Raw genomic sequence first — 18,058 nt, forward strand, 5'->3', positions numbered from 1 at the left:
AAGGCTAAGCTCTGTTCTAAGGTGATGATTTACCAGACCACGGATTGCGCAGTGAGTTAAATTTAATAGCCTGAAATACAAACCGAAACGGCGCCCTCATCATGGATGACATAGTGAGGGCGCTTTGCGTTCTGAAACTGAGGATGAATAAAAGCGACCAAAAAATTTGCTAATAAATGTTAACACAACGCATAAATACGTACTTCGCCTCTCGACGCGGCGCGCTGAGCTGCCTATTATCCTTAGGCTTGTTCATTTTAAGATGTATCTGAGGGGAGAGAAGATGCGAGCTGCGTTTTTAGTGGGATGTGCTGCGCTGTTACTGTCGGCGTGTAGTAGCAATGATGAACCTGTTCAGCAGGCAACGGCGGCGCACGTGTCGCCGGGAATGCGTGCCGCGATGAGCAGCTCCGGCCAGGCAAACTGCGCCATGGTTGGCGGCTCGTTATCGGTCGCCCGCCAGCTTGATGGCTCCGCTATCGGCATGTGCGCATTGCCGAACGGCAAGCGCTGCAGCGAGCAGGCGCTGGCAGGCGGAAGCTGCGGTAACTATTAATTCATCAGGTCGGCGAGCTTATACACCAGCGTCTGGTCGGCGGTCGCCAGCGTTAGCTGCGTTTCCGTCAGGTCGACCTGCGCGCCTTCGCGCAGCATTTTGCTCAGCGTGGCGTCCAGCGCGTTCAGCTGCGAGTCCGTGCAGAGCATGCGGGTCATCGCCAGCTCTTCAACCTTCAGCTCGCCGTCCGAGACTTTGCCCGTGCCGCTGAAGCGGTTGCACATATTACCTGAAACAGACATCTTGCCCGTAATGGGCATTTTTTCGCCGAAGCTCAGCTCCTGCGGCTTATCCGCGGCATTCAGCGGCTGCCCGTTAACGCTGGTCAGCACAAAACGGTGATGCTGAAGCTGTTCCGCTCTGGTTGACACCTTGCTGTTATAAACGCAGCCCGATAGCAACATTCCCGCCGCCAGCAGCGCAGCAAACTTGTTCATTTAGTCTCCATAAATATTTATCGTATTAATAAATGAAGGGAATTGTAACTTTATCGCAGGCGATTACTGTGGGGATTATCTGAATGTGCCCCCCGCAGAGGAGGAGCACAAAAGGGAAAGGAATATCAGACCAGCGCGTTAGGGCAGGTTTCGCCAGCGTCCACCTGACGCAGGTTGTCGAGGGTGGTTTGTGAAATGCTGATCAGCGCTTCCGCGGTCAGAAACGCCTGGTGACCGGTAAACAGGACGTTATGGCAGGCAGAGAGACGGCGGAACACATCATCCTGAATCACGTCATTAGACTTATCTTCAAAGAACAGATCGCGTTCGTTCTCATATACGTCCATCCCCAGCGCGCCAATTTTCTGATGCTTCAGGGCGTCGATCGCTGCCTGCGAATCGATGAGCGCGCCGCGGCTGGTGTTGATGATCATCACCCCGTCTTTCATGCGATCGAACGCGGCATGGTTCAGCAAATGGTAGTTTTCATCGGTCAGCGGGCAGTGCAGAGAGATAACGTCAGACTCCCGGTACAGGGTTTCAAGATCGACATACTCCACGCCCATATCCAGCGCGGCGGCGCTTGGGTAGGGATCAAATGCCAGCAGACGCATACCGAAGCCTTTCAGAATGCGCAGCGCGGCGACGCCGATTTTACCGGTACCGATAACGCCGGCGGTTTTACCGTGCATGGTGAAACCGGTTAGTCCTTCAAGGGAGAAGTTCGCATCGCGGGTGCGCTGATAGGCGCGATGAATGCGGCGGTTTAGCGACATCATCATGCCGATCGCGTGCTCTGCGACCGCTTCCGGTGAGTAGGCGGGGACGCGCACCACGCGCAGGCCCAGCTCTTTCGCGGCATCGAGATCAACGTTGTTGAACCCCGCGCAGCGCAGCGCGATGTACTTCACGCCGTGGGCTTTCAGTTCTTCGAGTACCGGGCGGCTACCGTCATCGTTTACGAAGATGCACACCGCTTCACAGCCGTTGGCGGTTTTGGCGGTCTTTTCGGTTAGCAGGAAGTCAAAAAATTCCAGTTCAAAGCCGTATGCATCATTGACGTGCTGCAGATACTTCTTGTCGTACTGTTTCGTACTGTATACAGCGATTTTCATAAGACTTTTCTCCAGTGATAATACCGTCACGGTAGCATAATTAAAATAATCTTACAAATGTTAAAAACTAGTTTAATCAGCAGGTTATAGTATTAATTCTAGAGCATATCGTAGAGTTAAGAAATCTCTTTAAAAGACAATACGTTTCATTAAAAGTTGAGGCTCAGCGCCCCTGGCGCCAGCAGGACCAGCGGCCAGAGTAAACCTGAACTGACGTTAGCGAGCTGAAACTGCCAGAGAGAGGTCCCGCTGGCGCCGGTGACCAGCGGCACGGTGGCGCGCAGCGGAGAGAGAAAGCGGCTAAAAAAGACCGCCCACGCGCCGTGGCGGCGCAGGAACAGCTGGCCGCGAGCGAGGCGTTCGGCATTAAGCCAGCGGATACGATGCAGATGGTGCCGGTAGCGGTAGCCCGTCAGCCACGAGAGCCAGAATCCGCCGATGGCGCCGAGGCTGGCGCTCATCCACATTAACAAAAAATGGCCGACGCTGGCCGATGCCAGGGTGCCGAACAGCAGCAGTCCGGAGGTGCCGGGGATCAGCAGCGAGATAACGGCGCAAGATTTCGTGAACGTCAGCAGGAAAACCATCAGCAATACCAATGAATAGCGGCTCTGAGCGTATTCCATCAGCGAGATAATTAAGTCCACAGCACCATCCGTTTACGTTCGCAGGTGTGAACCAGTGTCGCAGGCGAAAACTAAACCCCGGTTAAATAGCCGGCTGGTGAATCACATAGCGGCGACTACGCTTAAACGGGATGGAAACTTTAACTCACAGGTCGAACGTGCCACAATAGCGGCCTCTCGGCTTTTACTTATTTCGAATCAGGATATTAGCTGCCCATGAAGGGTAAATATAAAGCCGCCATCGCGCTATTATTAGCCCTCGTGCTGCTACCGCTGGCTTTGCTATTAACGCTCACCCACTGGGTGCCCACGCTGGCAGGTATCTGGCTACCGGCGGGAACCCGAATCTCACTTAATGAAAGCCCGCGACTGACGCGCTCCGCGCTGCGTATTCCGGATCTGCGCTACCTGGTCGGCGACTGCGAAATCGCGCGCGTCGCCAATGCCTCGCTCTCGCGTCCCAGCCGCTGGCGTTTACATATCAGCGAGCTGGATATAAACAGCGCCTGCCTGAACAAGCTCCCGGAAAGCGAAGCCGCGCCGGGGGCGCCGAAAACCCTCGCCGAATGGCAATCAATGCTCCCTTACAGCTGGCTGACGGTTGACAATCTGCGCCTGTCGCCGTGGGAGAAATGGCAGGGGCGGCTGGTGATGTCGCTAACGCCGCAGCAGCAGGATATTGGCTATGCCGGTAAAGAGGTTACCCTCCAGGCGCGGCTGCGCGGCCAGGTGCTGACGGTCAGCGATTTTTCCGCGCGTCTGGTGGAAGACCAGGCGCCGGTGAAGCTGGTGGGCGAGTTTCAGATGCCGCTGGTGCCGGACGGTTTGCCGGTCGACGGCCACCTGTTCAGCACCTTTGAATTTCCACAAACTCCCGGTCTTGTCGATGCCGAGCTGGAGTGGCAGAAGAACCGCGGGCAGCTGCTGGTCACGCCGCGCGGTGAAGTGGAGCCGATGCTTGACCTGCCGTGGGAAATCACCCCGGATCGTATCGTCATCAGCGATGGCCGCTGGCACACCGAATACGCGGGCAATGCGTTGAGCGGCCGGGTTGCGCTTTCGCTGGGCAACTGGCAGCAGGGCACCGAGCAGATGCAGGTCAGCGGGCGTCTTAACGTGCTCACTCAGGGTCAGGCCGGGAAGGGCAACGCCGTGCTGAATATCGGCCCCGGTAAGCTGAGCATGGACAGCAGCGACATGCCGCTACAGCTGACCGGCGAGGCCAAGCTCGGCGATCTGATTTTTTATGCCCGACTGCCCGCGCAGCTGAGCGGGCCGCTTACCGCGCCGGTGCTCAATTTTCACCCCGGCGCGCTGCTGCGTTCGCGCGGGCGGGTCATCGATTCGTTGAATATCGATGAAATCCGCTGGCCGCTGGCGGGCGTTAAAGTGACGCAACAGGGCGTTGATGGCCGCCTGCAGGCTATTCTACGGGCCCATGAGCAGGAGATGGGGGATTTTATCCTGCATCTTGATGGCCAGGCCGACAACTTTATGCCCGACCGCGGCCGCTGGCAGTGGCGCTACTGGGGCGATGGCCATTTCACCCCGATGCAGGCGCGCTGGGATGTTAAAGGCGCGGGCGAATGGGTTGATAGCGCCATTGTGCTCAACAGCCTGTCGACCGGTTTCGATAAGTTGCAGTATGGATCCATGCTGGTGAGTACCCCGCGCCTGACGCTGGAAAAACCGATCCACTGGCTGCGCGATGAGCAGCATCCCAAGCTGACCGGCGCGCTGTCGCTGGATGCCGGGAAAACCACCTTCAGCGGCGGCAGCGAACTGCCGCCGTCAACGCTTAAGTTCAACATTGATGGCCGCGATCCGACCTGGTTCCGGTTCAGCGGCTCCCTGCATGCGCAAAAAATTGGCCCCGTGCGCGTGACCGGGCGCTGGGACGGCGAACGTCTGCGCGGTGAGGCGTGGTGGCCAAAACAGTCGCTGACCGTTTTCCAGCCGTTGGTGCCGCCGGAGTGGAAGATGAACCTGCGTGAGGGAACGCTCTACGCGCAGGTGGCATTCTCTGCCGCCGCCGAACAGGGCTTCGAGGCGGGCGGTCACGGTGTGCTCAAAGACGGCAGCGCCTGGATGCCGGATAACCAGATCAACGGCGTCGATTTTGTGCTGCCGTTCCGCTTTAGCGGCGGCACCTGGCAGCTTGGCACCCGCCATCCGGTATCGCTGCGCATCGGCGAAGTCGTCAACCAGTTCACCGCGCGCAATCTGACGGCGGATCTCCAGGGCGCATATCCCTGGAGTGAAGACGCACCTTTACAGTTGAGCAACGTCAGCGTCGATATTCTCGGCGGCAAGCTGACCATGCAGCAGCTGCGGATGCCGCAGCACGATCCGGCGCTGCTGCGTCTGCAAAATATCTCCAGCAGCGAGTTAATTAGCGCGATTAAAGTGAAGCAGTTCGCCGTGTCCGGCCCGTTTAACGGTGCGCTGCCGCTGTGGCTGGATAACGATAAATGGATTATCAAGGACGGCTGGTTCAGCAATCCGGGGCCGATGACGATGCGTCTTGATAAAGACACGGCAGACGCGCTGGTGGCTGACAACGTCTCCGCCGGGGCGGCCATTAACTGGCTGCGCTATATGGAAGTGGCCACCTCGTGGACGCGGATCAACCTCGATAACCTCGGCGTGCTGACGCTGAAGGCGACGATTAGCGGCACCAGCCGGGTAGAAGGCAAAAGCAATACGGTGCACTTAAACTACTCCCATGAAGAGAATATTTTTGACCTGTGGCGCAGCTTGCGTTTCGGCGACAATCTGCAGGCGTGGCTGGAGCAGAACGCCAGGCTGCCCGCGCCGCGCTGTCAGGACAGTCATACCTGTAAGGAACAACAATAATGATCAAACTATTCGCCGCCTTTCTGGCCACCGCGCTGCTGGCGGGCTGTACGCCGCGTATTGAAATCGCGGCATCGAAAGAGCCGATCACCATCAATATGAACGTCAAAATTGAGCATGAAATTCATATCAAGCTGGATAAAGACGTTGAGAATCTGCTCAAATCGCGTAGCGATCTGTTCTGAGGCGATGATGAGAATACGACTGGTAACCGCGGCGCTGGCGCTGGTGCTGTTCAGCGCTCAGGCGCAGGCCCTGACCCTGAATGAGGCTCGCCAGCAGGGGCGGGTCGGCGAAACCCTCAACGGCTATCTTGAACCGCTGCGTCAGGATAAAGAAACCCTTGAGCTGGTGAAACAGATCAACGCCGCCCGCAGCGACAGCTATCAGCAGCTGGCGGATGACAATAATCTACCGGTGGATCAGGTGGCGAAAATGGCCGGTCAGAAGCTGGTCGCCAGGGCGCAGCCGGGCGAGTACGTGAAGGGCCTTAACGGCAAATGGCTGAAAAAATAGCTATCGGCAGCGCTTGCGATACTCCCCCGGCGAGACGCCGAAGCGCTGCTTAAAGGCGGTGGAAAAATGGCTATGATCGCTGAAGCCCCAGCTGTAGCCGATCCCCGCCAGCTTTTCGTCATCATGGGCGCTTTGCAGCGCGCGGGCGCACAAATCGAGCCGACGATTCTTGATATATTGCGCCACCACCAGCCCCTTTTCCGCAAACAGCCGATAGAGGCTGCGCACCGACATGCCGGTTTCGCTGGCCAGCCACTCCGGGCGCAGATGTTCCGCCTGAATCGACTCATCGATTAACGCCATGATTTTCTGAAACTGCTTATCGCGCCGGGACGGCTGGGCCTCCTGATGATGCAGCATCGGGCGCAGCAGGCAGACGATGGCCTCCAGCGCCGCTTTGCTTTCGCTGGCCGAGAGTTCAGGGCTGTTCATGCTTTCATGCAGCAGGCGCTGGCTGAGCTGGACCATCGGCAGGCTTTTCGCCAGCCGGGTAGCGATGCTGATTTCACTGCCGCGCAGCTGTTGCTCCAGCAGCGATCTTGGCAGCAGCAGGGAGGCCTGACGCGAGGTTTGCTGCCAGATAATTGAACAGGGACGAGACGCGTCAATCAGGGTGATATCGCCGCTTTCCAGCATCGCCTGGCGGCCATCCTGCTCGATCGTTGCCTGGCCCGCGAGCTGGAAGACGGTATAAAACCAGGCGTCGTTATCGCGCTGGATCTCTTGTCGGGTGCGGTAAAGATTAATGCCGCAGGCGGTCACCGTGCTGACTTTCAGGTCGCCGGCATAGCTGGCGTCGATCTCACCGTGGAAATTATCAGCCAGCGGACGGGCGGCAAACTGCCCGCAGACCTGATTGATTTTTGCTAACCAATGCTGGTAGTTCTGCCCACGATTTGCCGTACTCATCGCGCATCCCTTGTAATAATAATGTTTTTGCATTGTTGCACTTATGATGCCGGAGGCAAGGGTCAACGGCGGAGTATATGAAAGAACTATTACCTGCTGCACATTTTCTGTCCGCCTCATCAACTTAATTGCGGCGCCTGTCACAGCGGCAACAGCGAATGTCACAGAGAAAAAAGCGTGAATCGCGACCCCGGCATAAACTGAAACCACTATCCGTGAACAATAAGGAAGGGGTATGTCCACATCACAGGTCGCGCTACTCGCCAGCGTGCAGCAGTTTTTAGACAGACAGCATGGGTTGTATCTCGACGGTGCGCAGCAGGCGGCAGAGAGCGAAAAGCGCTTAACCGTCTGGGATCCGGCCACCGGTCAGGCTATCGCCAGCACCGCGGATGCTAACGCCGCGGATGTCGATCGGGCGGTGATGTCCGCCTGGCGCGCTTTCGTTTCCCGCAGCTGGGCAGGGCGGACGCCCGCCGACCGCGAACGGATCCTGCTGCGCTTCGCCGATCTGGTGGAGCAGCACGGCGAGGAGCTGGCGCAGCTGGAGACCCTTGAACAGGGGAAATCGATTAACATTTCCCGCGCCTTTGAAGTGGGCTGCACGCTGAACTGGATGCGCTATACCGCCGGACTGACCACTAAAATCAGCGGCCGCACCCTCGACGTATCGATCCCCTTCCCGCAGGGCGCACGCTATCAGGCGTGGACCAAAAAAGAGCCGGTGGGCGTGGTGGCCGGGATCGTGCCGTGGAATTTCCCGTTGATGATCGGCATGTGGAAAGTGATGCCCGCGCTGGCGGCTGGCTGCTCGATCGTCATTAAGCCGTCGGAAACCACGCCGCTGACCCTGCTGCGGGTAGCGGAACTGGCAACCGAGGCCGGCGTACCGGACGGCGTTTTTAACGTGGTGACCGGCAGCGGCGCCGGGTGCGGCGCGGCGCTGACCTCGCATCCTCAGGTCGCCAAGGTGAGCTTTACCGGATCGACCGCTACCGGTAAACAGATTGCCCGCGTGGCCGCTGACCGACTGACCCGGGTCACGCTGGAGCTGGGCGGCAAGAACCCGGCCATCGTGCTGAAAGATGCCGATCCGCAGTGGGTTATTGAGGGATTAATGACCGGTAGCTTTCTGAATCAGGGGCAGGTGTGCGCCGCCAGTTCGCGAATTTATATCGAAGCGCCGCTGTTCGATACGCTGGTGAGCGGCTTTGAGCAGGCGGTGAAGTCGCTACAGGTCGGGCCCGGTATGCTCGAGAGCAGCCAGATTAACCCGGTAGTGTCGCAGGCGCACTGCGCAAAAGTGGCGGCCTATCTTGATGAAGCCCGTCAGCAGAAGGCTGAGCTGATTAGCGGTAACGTGGGGCCGAATGCGCAGGGCTACTATATTGCGCCAACGCTGGTGATTAATCCCGACGCCGGGCTGCGCCTTAGCCGGGAAGAGGTTTTCGGTCCGGTGGTGAACCTGGTACGCGTGGCCGACGGGGAAGAGGCGCTGCGCCTGGCCAACGACAGCGATTTTGGCCTGACCGCCAGCGTCTGGACCCGCGACCTGAGCCAGGCGCTGAGCTATACCGATCGCCTGCAGGCGGGGACGGTGTGGGTCAACAGCCATACGCTGATCGACGCCAACCTGCCGTTCGGCGGCATGAAGCAGTCCGGTACCGGCCGCGATTTCGGCCCCGACTGGCTGGACGACTGGTGCGAAACAAAGTCGGTCTGCGTACGCTACTAGCCGCCTGTTCCCCGGTGGCGGCTGGCGCCTTACCGGGGCTACAAGCGAGTAACTTGCGGATTCTGTCGCCAGTCCTGCGGCAAAATCCGCGCCTCGATACCTCAAATCCGGCTCATCTCCGTATGCCCGGTGGCGCCTTTCTCCGGGAGTAAACCGTCACTCCAGCAAGGACGGGTCGGCGTCGATCATCATCTGCTTCATCTCTGCAAAATGCTGGCGTGAAAAGTCGGCGATCCCCTCCCAGTCCTGCGCGGTTTTCTCCGCCACCGCATCGGAGAGCACTTTCAGCGGCTGCCCCGTTGACCAGGCGGTCACCAGAATCTGGCAGGCGCGCTCCAGGGTCCAGATATCATCGAAAGCCTCGCCAATCGACGGCGCGGTCACCAGTACGCCGTGGTTGCCCATCAGCAGCCGGCGCTTGTCGGCCAGCAGCGCCGCCAGACGCGCGCCTTCCGCCGTGGTGTCCGCCATGCCGCCGTATAACCTATCGACGGCTACCCGATTGAAATAGCGCGCCGTGTTCTGATCGATCGGCGGGATATGCGGCGTCTCGAGGCAAGCAACGCTGGTGGTATACACTGGATGCAGGTGCAGTACCACCCGCACCTCCGGCAGGCGCTGGTGGATCTGCCCGTGAATCGCCCACGCCGTGGCGTCCACGTCCGCTCGCCGGGCGCAGGCTTCATCATCGGCGTCCAGCAGCAGCAGGTCGCTGGCGCGGATGCGCGAAAAGTGTTTCCACTTTGGATTCAGCAGGAATTTTTTGCCGTCCGCCGAGATGGCCGCGCTAAAGTGGTTGGCCACCGCTTCGTGCATCCCGAGATGGGCGATAATGCGAAAGGTCGCCGCCAGGTCGATACGCGTCTGTTCTTCATAAGAGCGGGCCATATGATTACTCCGCTTTCGGCATCAGGGTCTGCAGATCCTCTGGCGTCGGCGCCTGGAAGTTATATTTCTTCAGCAGCGCGGCGTATTCCGGCGTCGCGCTGTATTTCTTCAGTCCTTCCTCCAGCGCGGTTTTCACTTCGCTATTGCCTTTTTTCACCCCAAAGCCGTTGAGCACCGGATAGATCAAGGTTTCGGAAGAGATGGTCACCCGATCGCCAAGCTTATCAATCACGCCGCGCGCCACCGCCGCATCGGTGATTTGCGCCTCAACCGCCCGCGAGAGCAGCGCCTGGGTGGTTTGCGGGTCTGTGGTGTATTCACTGAGCGCTATCGGCTTCAGGCCCTTTTTCACGCAGTAGTCGGCGGAGAGCTTTTGCAGCTGCGCCAGCCATGACGTCGCCCCCATTGAACCAATTTTGTGGCCGCAAAACTCTTCCGGCGTTTTCGGCTGATAGTCGCTGCCTTTCAGCGCGAGGATCGCTTCGCCGCTTTTCAGATAGGGCACCATATCGATAACCTTCAGACGCTCGGCGGTGATGTACATTGACGAGTTGGTGATATCGAAGCGTCCGCCCTGCAAGCCCGGAATCAAATTCGGAAACCGGGTATCAATATTCACCGCCTCGCGGCCCATGGTTTTCGCCAGCCCGGCAAGAAACTCGATATCGAACCCGGCGGGCTTGTTGTTTTCCATATATTCATACGGGAAAAAGGTCATATCCGAACCGGCGGTGATTTTCCCCGGCTGCTGGAAGGCCTGGGCGCTAAAGGACGACAGGGCGCCAGCGGTGCAAAGGAGCAGGGCAGCAGGGCGGAAAGCTTTAAAACGTTTCATACAACCTCCAGAGAGTGGGCAAATTACATGCTGGCGCGATCGGTACCGGCCTGCTGGACGAAAAAGGATGCGCCGCGCGGTTTTTGCGGCAGGCGTAAATGATTCACGGTACTGCGCACCAGGCCGCTCTCTTCCCCGGCAACCATCTGCCCGGCGTGCGCGCTGGGCAGCGGATTTTCGCCGTACGGCAGGGCATCTTCCGCCGCGTAGACGCTGATAAACAGCGTCCGCGGCAGGTCGGTTTCATTGGGGCTGGAGGCGTGGAGCAGACGAGTATGCATAAAGCACACCGATCCCGCCGGGCCAAAACAGGCCTGCGGCTGCTGGCAGTGGGTCGCTTCAACCTCCCGATCCACGGCGCCGGTAAAACGATCGTTTTGCCAGTGGGACCACAGCGGCCCCCGATGGCTTCCCGGCACCACGTTGAGCGGACCGTTCTCCGGCGTCACTTCGCTGACCATCAGCAGGGCGGTGATGATGTCGTCGTTGCTGTGGGGGGTAAACAGAAAATCCTGGTGCCACTTCACCTGCGTGGCGGTGTGCGGCAGCTTGGAGTTGATTTTGCTGTGATGGAAGCGGGTCCCGCTGCCGCCGATCAGCTGGCCGGCAATCGCCGCCATTCTCGAATCAAGCGCGGCGTGGCGGTAGGCGGCGGAAATCTCCGTGGGGGAACTCACACGGCGCAGCGACGGATGATGGGGCGCGTGGTCGCTTTCGAGGTCGAAACGCGGCCGACCGTCCAGGGTTTCGCCCCACACCTCGCTATGCTGTCGGCTCTCTTCGACCCAGGCGTCGAAATCGGCCTGCAGCAGCGCGACTTCCTCGGCGGAAAGCACCTCTTCGACAACCAGAAAACCCTGCTGATGAAACTGTTCGATTTGCCACTGCGCGATCATATTTTTCTCCTTTCGGGAACGGAGGCGTTAAGCCAAAGAGACATCTTTCAGGAAGGCATCCACGCGCGGATGCTGGCCGTCGCGCATTGCCTGAGGCGTGTCGTCGCAGACCACGCGTCCTTTTTCCATAAACACAATTCGATCGGAAACCTTAAAGGCGAAGTTCATTTCATGGGTGACGATCACCATGGTGATGCCTTCATGGGCCAGCGATTCGATAACCTGCAGAACCTCGTTAACTTTTTCCGGATCCAGCGCCGAGGTGGGCTCATCGAACAGCATAATTTGTGGGCGCATCATCAGGGCGCGGGCAATCGCTACCCGCTGCTGCTGGCCGCCGGAAAGCTGATGCGGATATTTCCACGCGTGTTCCAGCATGCCGACTTTATGCAGCAGTTCGCAGGCGTGCTGCTTCAGCTCGCCTTCGCTGGCCAGATGGTGATAGCGTGGCGCCAGCAGCAGGTTGCCGAGTACGGTCAGGTGGGGGAACAGGTTGAAGCTCTGGAAGACCATGCCGATATTCTGGCGATGCTCGCTGTTCTCCATAAAACGCGGCTTCTGCTGCCCCTGGCGGTCAAGGTGAATAAAAGGCTGGCCGTTGATTTTGATCTCGCCGTTATCAATCTGCTCAAGGCCGTTCAACAGGCGGATCAGCGTGGTTTTACCGGAGCCGGACGGGCCGATGACGGAGACCACTTCGCCGGGCTGAATTTGCAGGCTGACGGCGCCCAGCACTTCGACATTGTTATAGGCTTTATGCAGCTTTGACGCCTGCAGCGCCGGTTCCTGCGCGACGCTAACGCTGCGGGCCATTGCCGGACGCCGCGCGGTAGCCAGCTGCTGCATTTCTTCATCCACCGGTCGCGTGGTCTTACGCTGGGTGACGTCGAGCCAGGTCTCGAGGCGCTTAAGCAGGAAATCAAACACCGTGACGATCAGGATGTAGTAAAACGCCACCGCCGCCATGGTCTCCATGACGAGGAAATTCTGCGAATAGAGGCGCTGGCCGACCATTAAGATCTCGGTCAGGGAGATAACCGACACCAGCGAGCTGAGCTTGACGATGGCGATATACTCATTAGCCAGCGCCGGCAGGGCGACGCGCAGCGCCTGCGGGATCACCACACGCCACTGGGTGCCGGCATAGCGCAGCCCGAGCGCGCGGGCGGCTTCGCTCTGTCCTTTCGGAATCGACAGCAGTCCGCCGCGATGAATTTCAGCAATATAGGCGGCTTCGCTCAGCACCATCGCCAGCAGTCCGGCCCAGAACGGGTCGTTCAGCACCGGGGCGAAGGCGGGCAGCGCCTGCGGCATGTTGTAGACAAAAATCAGCAGCACCAGCAGCGGCATGCTGCGAAACAGCCAGATATAGAGGCGGGCAGGCGCGTTAAACAGCTTGCGCGGCGACTGTTTGGCCAGCGCCAGAATAAACCCCAGCACAATACTGAAAGCCCAGGTCAGCAAACTTAATTTGATGACGGTCCAGGTGGCCTGCCAGAAATCGACATCGCTGAGCAGGCTTAACATATAGTTCCAGTTAAACGTCATGGGCTATTTCACTCGCCATAATTAACGGAAATTAAGGCGATTCCCCTGTTCTAAAATGGGGAGCCGCCGGCGTTCATCTTGCCATGACACTATGCTGGCACTCTTCGACCGGTGGCAATTAGTAAATTTTTGGCCTTTAAGTTTAAAAAAACTATACAGCTATATTAACCTCAGGGAATTTAACGCAATTAATGAGAAACAGCATTGAAACAACTTAAAAACAATCACCCTTATTTTTAAACCTGATTTTTCGTAAAATGACAATTTGTGCAATATTGGGGCGCGCCGCGGGCGAATAAGGTGCAGGGCGATGCTTTATGGTGCAATACGCGAAATCAGGCAAAAAAAGAGGGCGGGTTATTAAATAGAAACGGCGGCTATTTGCCGACGAGGTAAAGCGCAAACGGCATGGCACGATGCTTGCAGGCTGCTTATCGTAAAACTAAGCCCGTTCGTAATAAGACAATATTTTATCAATGGTGAAGCGATGAACCGATTTACCCTCAAACAGCTTAAATATTTCGTGACGGTGGTGGAAACGGAGAGTATCGCTGAGGCTTCCCGTCAGCTGCACATTGCCCAGCCGTCGATCTCTATTGCGATTAAAAACCTCGAAAGTACCTTCGACCAGCAGCTGTTTATTCGTCACCACGCGCAGGGCGTATCCCTGACCTCAAGCGGGCGGCGCTTCTACGATAAAGCCAAAGAGCTGTTGCGGCTGTCGTATGAGTTTGAGCAGAACTCGCGGGCGGATAAAGAGCTGGTATCCGGGACGATTTCCGTCGGCTGCTTTGAATCCGTCGCGCCGCTGTATATGCCAAAACTGGTGGCGGGATTTAAAAAAATGTATCCCGAAATCACTCTCCAGCTCTACGACGGCGAACAGCATGAACTGATGCACGGTCTGCACCGCGGGCGCTTCGATCTGGCGCTGGTCTACGACCTTGAGCTGGGTCACTCCATTCATAAAGAGCTGCTGAACGCCCCGCATAAACCCTATGCTTTGCTGCCCGCTTCTCATCCGCTGGCGCAGAAAAAATGCGTCACGCTCCAGGAATTAAGCCGGGAACCGATGATTTTGCTCGATGCGGTCCCCAGCAAAAACTATTTTGTCTCGATATTTAAAGAGAAAGGTTATCACCCGGAAGTGGCCTACAGTTCGCCGTCCATAGAAATGGTGCGCTGTATGGTCGGGCAGGGATTAGGCTTTTCGGTACTGGTTACCCGTCCGCTGTGCGATATGACCTATGACGGCGAAAAGCTGGTGCAGCTGGATATTGCCGACGAAATGCCCGCATCGACATTAATTATGGCGCATCTTGCCAATAATGAACCCACGCGTCCGACGCAGCTATTTATGGATTATTGCCGCAGCATAGAATTAACGCCGCATCAGCACGCGTAATTTAATTAACGCGGCCGCAAGCGTTATTTTCTTGTCGCGTTATTCAGCCTCGTAAATTTCTATTCAGACGATCGTTTTATAATAATTTACCATTTCATCACACTTACTTAACCTGAGTTCTGTCAATCCCGGCGGATAAGCCGGACAACCGTGCTTGAAGGACACAGATATGACAGAGCAGATTACAGAGATCGATACCCTGGTGGTAGGCGCGGGGCAGGCGGGCGTCGCCATGAGCGAGCATCTGACGCATCACGGCATTCCGCATCTGGTGCTGGAAAAAAAGCGCATCGCTGAGGCCTGGCGCAGCGGCCGCTGGGATTCGCTGGTGGCCAACGGCCCGGCCTGGCACGATCGGTTTCCCGGCATGACCTTTCCCGGCTGCGACGCCGACAGCTTTGTCGCCAAAGAGCAAATCGCCGACTATTTCGCCGCGTATGCCAAAACCTTTAATGCACCGATCAAAACCGGCGTTGAGGTCTTTAGCGCCGAGCGCTTAAACGGCCGTCCGGGGTTTCGCGTGGAAACGTCACTGGGCGTGATTGAGGCGCAGCGTATCGTCGCCGCTACCGGGCCGTTCCAGCGCCCGGTGATACCGGCCATCGCGCCGCAGGATAGCGCTGTACAGCAGATTCATTCTGCGCACTATTTCAACCCGCAGCAGCTTCCGGAAGGCGGCGTGCTGGTGGTTGGCGCGGGGTCGTCCGGCGTGCAAATCGCCGATGAGCTCCGCCGGGCGGGGCGCGCGGTATGGCTCTCCGTCGGCGCGCACGATCGCCCGCCGCGCCGCTACCGCCAGCGCGATTTTTGCTGGTGGCTGGGGGTGTTAGGGCTGTGGGATGCGGCGGCCAATCAGCCCGGCAAAGAGCACGTGACGATTGCGGTCAGCGGCGCGCGCGGCGGTCATACCGTTGATTTTCGCCAGCTGGCGCACCAGGGAATTACCCTGGTCGGACAGACGCACGGCTTTACCGAGGGCAAAGCCGTTTTCCGTGCCGATCTGGCGGACAACATTCGTCTCGGCGACGCCTCCTATCTGGCGCTGCTCGACGCCGCGGATGAGTATATCGCTCGCAACGGGCTGTCGCTGCCGGAAGAGCCGGAAGCGCGCTTTTTCCTGCCCGACCCCGATTGCCTGACCCAGCCCCTCACCGAGCTCGACCTGGCAGCCGCGGGGGTGAGCTGCATTATCTGGGCTACCGGCTATACCACCGATTACCGCTGGCTGAAGGTCAACGCCTTTAATGAACAGCAGCGCCCGCAGCATCATCGCGGCGTTTCCAGCGAACCGGGCGTCTATTTCCTCGGTCTGCCGTGGCTCTCCCGCCGTGGCTCAACCTTTATCTGGGGCGTCTGGCACGATGCGAAATATATCGCCGACCAGATTGCCATTCAGCGCCAGTATCAACGCTATCAACCTTCCTGCTAATGCCTGATTTGAGGACGCAACCTATGCCAACCCATACCCGTATTCGGATGTTTAACACCAAAGAAACCTATCCCAATCAGACGCTCAATAACGATCTGTGCCAGGCGGTGCGCGCGGGAAACACCGTGTACGTTCGCGGCCAGGTGGGTACCGATTTTGACGGCAATCTGATTGGGCTGGGCGACCCGCGCGCCCAGGCAGAACAGGCGATGAAGAACGTTAAACAGCTGCTGGAAGAGGCCGGCAGCGATCTGACGCATATTGTGAAAACGACGACCTATCTGATCGACCCGCGCTACCGCGAACCGGTGTACCAGGAAGTGGGGAAATGGCTCAAAGGCGTGTTTCCCATTTCGACCGGCGTGGTGGTATCGGCTCTCGCGCAGCCGCAGTGGCTGATGGAAATTGACGTTACGGCGGTGATCCCTGACGACTGGCATGCGCAGGAGGCACCATGACCCTCTCTATTTCCGCCCTGTGCCCGGAGTCGGGTCAACTGGGCATTGCGATTAGCTCATCCAGCATTGCCGTCGGCGCTCGCTGCCCGTGGCTGCTGGCGGGAGTTGGCGCGGTGTCCAGCCAGAACATCACGCTGCCCGCGCTCGGACCGCAGATCCTTGCCGGGCTTGAGGCGGGGCTCACGCCGCAGCAGGCCCTGACGCAGGCGCTGGGCGAAGACCGGTTTAGCGATTATCGCCAGGTGGCGGTCATCGACGCCAGCGGCGAGAGCGCCGTGTTCAGCGGCGAACATACGCTCGGCATCTGGCAGCTGGCGCAGGGCGAGAACTGCGTGGCGGCGGGGAATATGCTGGCCAACCCGCAGGTGATTACCGCCATGACGACGGCGTTCGAAGCCGCCAGCGGCGAACTGGCCAGCCGCCTGATCGCGGCTTTGCAGGCGGGTATCGATGCGGGCGGCGAAGCCGGGCCGGAGCACTCGGCGGCGCTTAAAGTCGTGGAGGATTACGCCTGGCCGGTGGTGGATTTACGCGTCGACTGGGCGGAAGAACGCCCGGTAGCGGCGCTGGAAGCGCTGTGGCTGGCCTACGAGCCGCAGATGGAAGCGTACATCACCCGCGCGCTTGACCCGCGCGAAGCGCCGACCTACGGGGTGCCGGGCGATGAATAACCGCGTGCGTGAGATCCTCGGCGCGCTGCTGGCGTTTGATACCACCAGCCGCGAGTCGAATCTGGCGCTGATTGCCTGGATCGGCGACTTTCTGCGCGCGCGCGGCGTGACGTCGCAGCTGTTTTATGACGACGAAGGGCGCAAGGCAAACCTCTATGCCCGCCTTGGGCCAACCGGCCCCGGCGGGGTGATGCTCTCCGGCCATACCGACGTGGTGCCGGTGGATGGTCAGGCGTGGACGGTGCCGCCGTTCGCCCTTACCGAACGTGACGGGCGCTACTACGGTCGCGGCAGCGCGGATATGAAAGGGTTTATCGCCTGCGTGCTGGCGTCGCTGGAGGCGTTTCTTGCCGCGCCGCTGCGGATGCCGCTGCACCTGGGATTCTCTTATGATGAGGAGGTTGGCTGCCTGGGCGTGCGCAGCCTGGTGGATTTTCTCCGCGCCTCCGCCGGGAAACCGGCGCTGTGCATTATCGGCGAGCCGACCGACATGCGCCCGGTCTACGGCCATAAAGGTAAGCTCGCGGTGCGCTGCCGCGTGGAAGGGCACGCCTGCCACTCGGCCTACGCCCCGGAAGGGGTTAACGCGATCAGCTACGCGGCAAGGCTGATTTCCCGGCTGGACGTGCTGGGTGAAAGCCTTGCGCAGCAGCAGGATAGCCGGTTTTCGCCGCCCTCGGGCACGCTGCAGGTGGGGACGATTCACGGCGGCGCGGCGCTGAATATCGTTCCGCAATCCTGCTGGTTCGACTTTGAAATTCGCTATTTACCCGGCACGCGCCCGCAGGCCGTGACCGACGCCCTGGGCGATTATGCCCGCGAGCAGCTGCTTCCGGCGATGCGCAAGGTGGCGCAGCGCAGCGATATTCATTTCCAAACGCTGAGCCACTATCCGGGGCTGCTGAGTGACCCGCAGTCAGAGTTCGCCCGCTGGCTGGCGCAGTGGTGCGGCAGCGATGATTTCACCACCGTCGCCTATGGTACCGAAGGCGGCCTGTTTGACGAGGCGGGGGTCGCGACGCTGATCTGTGGGCCGGGCAGCATGGCGCAGGGCCACAAGGCGGACGAATATATCAGTATCCCCCAGACCGAACGCTGTATGGCGATGCTGGAAAACCTTTGCGCCTGGATGCGCGCCGATCCCTCCGATTCTCTTCGCTGATTTATCAACACAGGAT

Annotated in this window: 18 protein-coding genes; 10 read left to right on the forward strand and 8 right to left on the reverse strand. The window is 58.9% G+C overall.

Annotation, left to right across the window (positions count from 1 at the left end; translation table 11 throughout):
• The first annotated feature begins 283 nt into the window (after positions 1 to 283).
• The gene (locus ABLU88_RS01820; protein WP_004101621.1) at positions 284 to 556 is read left to right on the forward strand and encodes a DUF333 domain-containing protein; all 273 of its coding nucleotides are present in this window, start codon (positions 284 to 286) and stop codon (positions 554 to 556) included.
• Here the strand turns inward: ABLU88_RS01820 and hslJ are convergent.
• The 3 genes from hslJ to ABLU88_RS01835 form a co-directional block, all read right to left on the reverse strand.
• Positions 553 to 993, reverse strand: coding sequence for a heat shock protein HslJ (gene hslJ, locus ABLU88_RS01825; RefSeq protein WP_014229134.1), 441 nt, complete (start codon positions 991 to 993; stop codon positions 553 to 555). The two genes, ABLU88_RS01820 and hslJ, sit on opposite strands and share 4 nt — an antisense overlap.
• A 125-nt stretch (positions 994 to 1,118) precedes the next feature.
• Positions 1,119 to 2,108, reverse strand: coding sequence for a 2-hydroxyacid dehydrogenase (locus tag ABLU88_RS01830; protein ID WP_004112629.1), 990 nt, complete (start codon positions 2,106 to 2,108; stop codon positions 1,119 to 1,121).
• Between the two features lie 149 nt (positions 2,109 to 2,257).
• Positions 2,258 to 2,755, reverse strand: coding sequence for a DedA family protein (locus ABLU88_RS01835; protein ID WP_004850371.1), 498 nt, complete (start codon positions 2,753 to 2,755; stop codon positions 2,258 to 2,260).
• Positions 2,756 to 2,950: 195 nt separating this feature from the next.
• On the opposite strand from ABLU88_RS01835, the gene ABLU88_RS01840 reads away from it, so the two are divergent.
• The 3 genes from ABLU88_RS01840 to ABLU88_RS01850 are packed head-to-tail and all read left to right on the forward strand — an operon-like array spanning position 2,951 to position 6,106.
• Positions 2,951 to 5,590: a YdbH family protein gene (locus ABLU88_RS01840; protein WP_348836126.1), complete on the forward strand. Its 2,640-nt coding sequence runs from the start codon at positions 2,951 to 2,953 to the stop codon at positions 5,588 to 5,590.
• Complete coding sequence (locus ABLU88_RS01845) at positions 5,590 to 5,775, forward strand: YnbE family lipoprotein (RefSeq protein ID WP_004121063.1); 186 nt, start codon at positions 5,590 to 5,592, stop codon at positions 5,773 to 5,775. The genes ABLU88_RS01840 and ABLU88_RS01845 overlap by 1 nt, the downstream gene beginning before the upstream one ends.
• A 7-nt stretch (positions 5,776 to 5,782) precedes the next feature.
• Positions 5,783 to 6,106 (forward strand): YdbL family protein, encoded by a 324-nt coding sequence (locus tag ABLU88_RS01850; protein WP_004850377.1) that lies wholly within the window; start codon positions 5,783 to 5,785, stop codon positions 6,104 to 6,106.
• Here ABLU88_RS01850 and feaR read toward each other — a convergent pair whose 3' ends face one another.
• A complete protein-coding gene (gene feaR, locus ABLU88_RS01855; RefSeq protein ID WP_025107961.1) occupies positions 6,107 to 7,015 on the reverse strand; it encodes a transcriptional regulator FeaR in 909 nt (302 codons plus the stop codon).
• A gap of 235 nt (positions 7,016 to 7,250) precedes the next feature.
• On the opposite strand from feaR, the gene ABLU88_RS01860 reads away from it, so the two are divergent.
• A complete protein-coding gene (locus ABLU88_RS01860) occupies positions 7,251 to 8,750 on the forward strand; it encodes an aldehyde dehydrogenase family protein (protein ID WP_049082367.1) in 1,500 nt (499 codons plus the stop codon).
• A 156-nt stretch (positions 8,751 to 8,906) separates the two neighbouring features.
• On the opposite strand, the gene ABLU88_RS01865 is transcribed toward ABLU88_RS01860, so the two are convergent.
• Genes ABLU88_RS01865 through ABLU88_RS01880 form a run of 4 tightly spaced genes read right to left on the reverse strand, consistent with a single transcriptional unit; the run spans position 8,907 to position 12,917 of the window.
• Positions 8,907 to 9,638 carry a class II aldolase and adducin N-terminal domain-containing protein gene (locus ABLU88_RS01865; RefSeq protein WP_046877239.1) on the reverse strand — a complete coding sequence of 244 codons (732 nt, stop codon included), beginning with the start codon at positions 9,636 to 9,638 and terminating at the stop codon, positions 8,907 to 8,909.
• Between the two features lie 4 nt (positions 9,639 to 9,642).
• On the reverse strand, positions 9,643 to 10,473 hold the full coding sequence (locus ABLU88_RS01870; protein ID WP_064381163.1) for an ABC transporter substrate-binding protein: 831 nt from the start codon (positions 10,471 to 10,473) through the stop codon (positions 9,643 to 9,645).
• 23 nt (positions 10,474 to 10,496) lie between these two features.
• Complete coding sequence (locus tag ABLU88_RS01875) at positions 10,497 to 11,369, reverse strand: phytanoyl-CoA dioxygenase family protein (RefSeq protein WP_004850399.1); 873 nt, start codon at positions 11,367 to 11,369, stop codon at positions 10,497 to 10,499.
• A 27-nt stretch (positions 11,370 to 11,396) separates the two neighbouring features.
• On the reverse strand, positions 11,397 to 12,917 hold the full coding sequence (locus ABLU88_RS01880) for an amino acid ABC transporter permease/ATP-binding protein (RefSeq protein WP_004850401.1): 1,521 nt from the start codon (positions 12,915 to 12,917) through the stop codon (positions 11,397 to 11,399).
• A gap of 487 nt (positions 12,918 to 13,404) precedes the next feature.
• Between ABLU88_RS01880 and ABLU88_RS01885 the strand changes: the two genes are divergently transcribed.
• The 5 genes from ABLU88_RS01885 (at position 13,405) to argE (ending at position 18,042) form a co-directional block, all read left to right on the forward strand.
• A complete protein-coding gene (locus tag ABLU88_RS01885; RefSeq protein WP_009653045.1) occupies positions 13,405 to 14,322 on the forward strand; it encodes a LysR substrate-binding domain-containing protein in 918 nt (305 codons plus the stop codon).
• A 169-nt stretch (positions 14,323 to 14,491) separates the two neighbouring features.
• Positions 14,492 to 15,751: an NAD(P)/FAD-dependent oxidoreductase gene (locus tag ABLU88_RS01890; protein WP_025107957.1), complete on the forward strand. Its 1,260-nt coding sequence runs from the start codon at positions 14,492 to 14,494 to the stop codon at positions 15,749 to 15,751.
• Between the two features lie 23 nt (positions 15,752 to 15,774).
• Complete coding sequence (locus ABLU88_RS01895; protein WP_004139129.1) at positions 15,775 to 16,209, forward strand: RidA family protein; 435 nt, start codon at positions 15,775 to 15,777, stop codon at positions 16,207 to 16,209.
• Positions 16,206 to 16,880: a DUF1028 domain-containing protein gene (locus ABLU88_RS01900; RefSeq protein WP_348836127.1), complete on the forward strand. Its 675-nt coding sequence runs from the start codon at positions 16,206 to 16,208 to the stop codon at positions 16,878 to 16,880. The genes ABLU88_RS01895 and ABLU88_RS01900 overlap by 4 nt, the downstream gene beginning before the upstream one ends.
• The gene (gene argE / locus ABLU88_RS01905; RefSeq protein WP_122117285.1) at positions 16,873 to 18,042 is read left to right on the forward strand and encodes an acetylornithine deacetylase; all 1,170 of its coding nucleotides are present in this window, start codon (positions 16,873 to 16,875) and stop codon (positions 18,040 to 18,042) included. The genes ABLU88_RS01900 and argE overlap by 8 nt, the downstream gene beginning before the upstream one ends.
• The last annotated feature ends 16 nt before the right edge of the window (positions 18,043 to 18,058 follow it).

It is taken from the genome of Klebsiella sp. GW_Kp182 (assembly GCF_040062275.1).
GTDB classification, from domain to species: Bacteria; Pseudomonadota; Gammaproteobacteria; order Enterobacterales; family Enterobacteriaceae; genus Klebsiella; species Klebsiella michiganensis.

Excerpts from the sequence above, each read along its gene's own strand:
- feaR (WP_025107961.1), bottom strand. The coding sequence starts at position 7,015 with ATGAGTACGGCAAATCGTGGGCAGAACTACCAGCATTGGTTAGCAAAA.
- ABLU88_RS01880 (WP_004850401.1), bottom strand. The coding sequence starts at position 12,917 with ATGACGTTTAACTGGAACTATATGTTAAGCCTGCTCAGCGATGTCGAT.
- ABLU88_RS01845 (WP_004121063.1), top strand. The coding sequence starts at position 5,590 with ATGATCAAACTATTCGCCGCCTTTCTGGCCACCGCGCTGCTGGCGGGC.
- ABLU88_RS01830 (WP_004112629.1), bottom strand. The coding sequence starts at position 2,108 with ATGAAAATCGCTGTATACAGTACGAAACAGTACGACAAGAAGTATCTG.
- ABLU88_RS01885 (WP_009653045.1), top strand. The coding sequence starts at position 13,405 with ATGAACCGATTTACCCTCAAACAGCTTAAATATTTCGTGACGGTGGTG.
- ABLU88_RS01890 (WP_025107957.1), top strand. The coding sequence starts at position 14,492 with ATGACAGAGCAGATTACAGAGATCGATACCCTGGTGGTAGGCGCGGGG.
- argE (WP_122117285.1), top strand. The coding sequence starts at position 16,873 with ATGAATAACCGCGTGCGTGAGATCCTCGGCGCGCTGCTGGCGTTTGAT.
- ABLU88_RS01895 (WP_004139129.1), top strand. The coding sequence starts at position 15,775 with ATGCCAACCCATACCCGTATTCGGATGTTTAACACCAAAGAAACCTAT.
- ABLU88_RS01820 (WP_004101621.1), top strand. The coding sequence starts at position 284 with ATGCGAGCTGCGTTTTTAGTGGGATGTGCTGCGCTGTTACTGTCGGCG.
- ABLU88_RS01875 (WP_004850399.1), bottom strand. The coding sequence starts at position 11,369 with ATGATCGCGCAGTGGCAAATCGAACAGTTTCATCAGCAGGGTTTTCTG.
- ABLU88_RS01860 (WP_049082367.1), top strand. The coding sequence starts at position 7,251 with ATGTCCACATCACAGGTCGCGCTACTCGCCAGCGTGCAGCAGTTTTTA.
- ABLU88_RS01865 (WP_046877239.1), bottom strand. The coding sequence starts at position 9,638 with ATGGCCCGCTCTTATGAAGAACAGACGCGTATCGACCTGGCGGCGACC.
- ABLU88_RS01840 (WP_348836126.1), top strand. The coding sequence starts at position 2,951 with ATGAAGGGTAAATATAAAGCCGCCATCGCGCTATTATTAGCCCTCGTG.
- hslJ (WP_014229134.1), bottom strand. The coding sequence starts at position 993 with ATGAACAAGTTTGCTGCGCTGCTGGCGGCGGGAATGTTGCTATCGGGC.
- ABLU88_RS01870 (WP_064381163.1), bottom strand. The coding sequence starts at position 10,473 with ATGAAACGTTTTAAAGCTTTCCGCCCTGCTGCCCTGCTCCTTTGCACC.
- ABLU88_RS01900 (WP_348836127.1), top strand. The coding sequence starts at position 16,206 with ATGACCCTCTCTATTTCCGCCCTGTGCCCGGAGTCGGGTCAACTGGGC.
- ABLU88_RS01850 (WP_004850377.1), top strand. The coding sequence starts at position 5,783 with ATGAGAATACGACTGGTAACCGCGGCGCTGGCGCTGGTGCTGTTCAGC.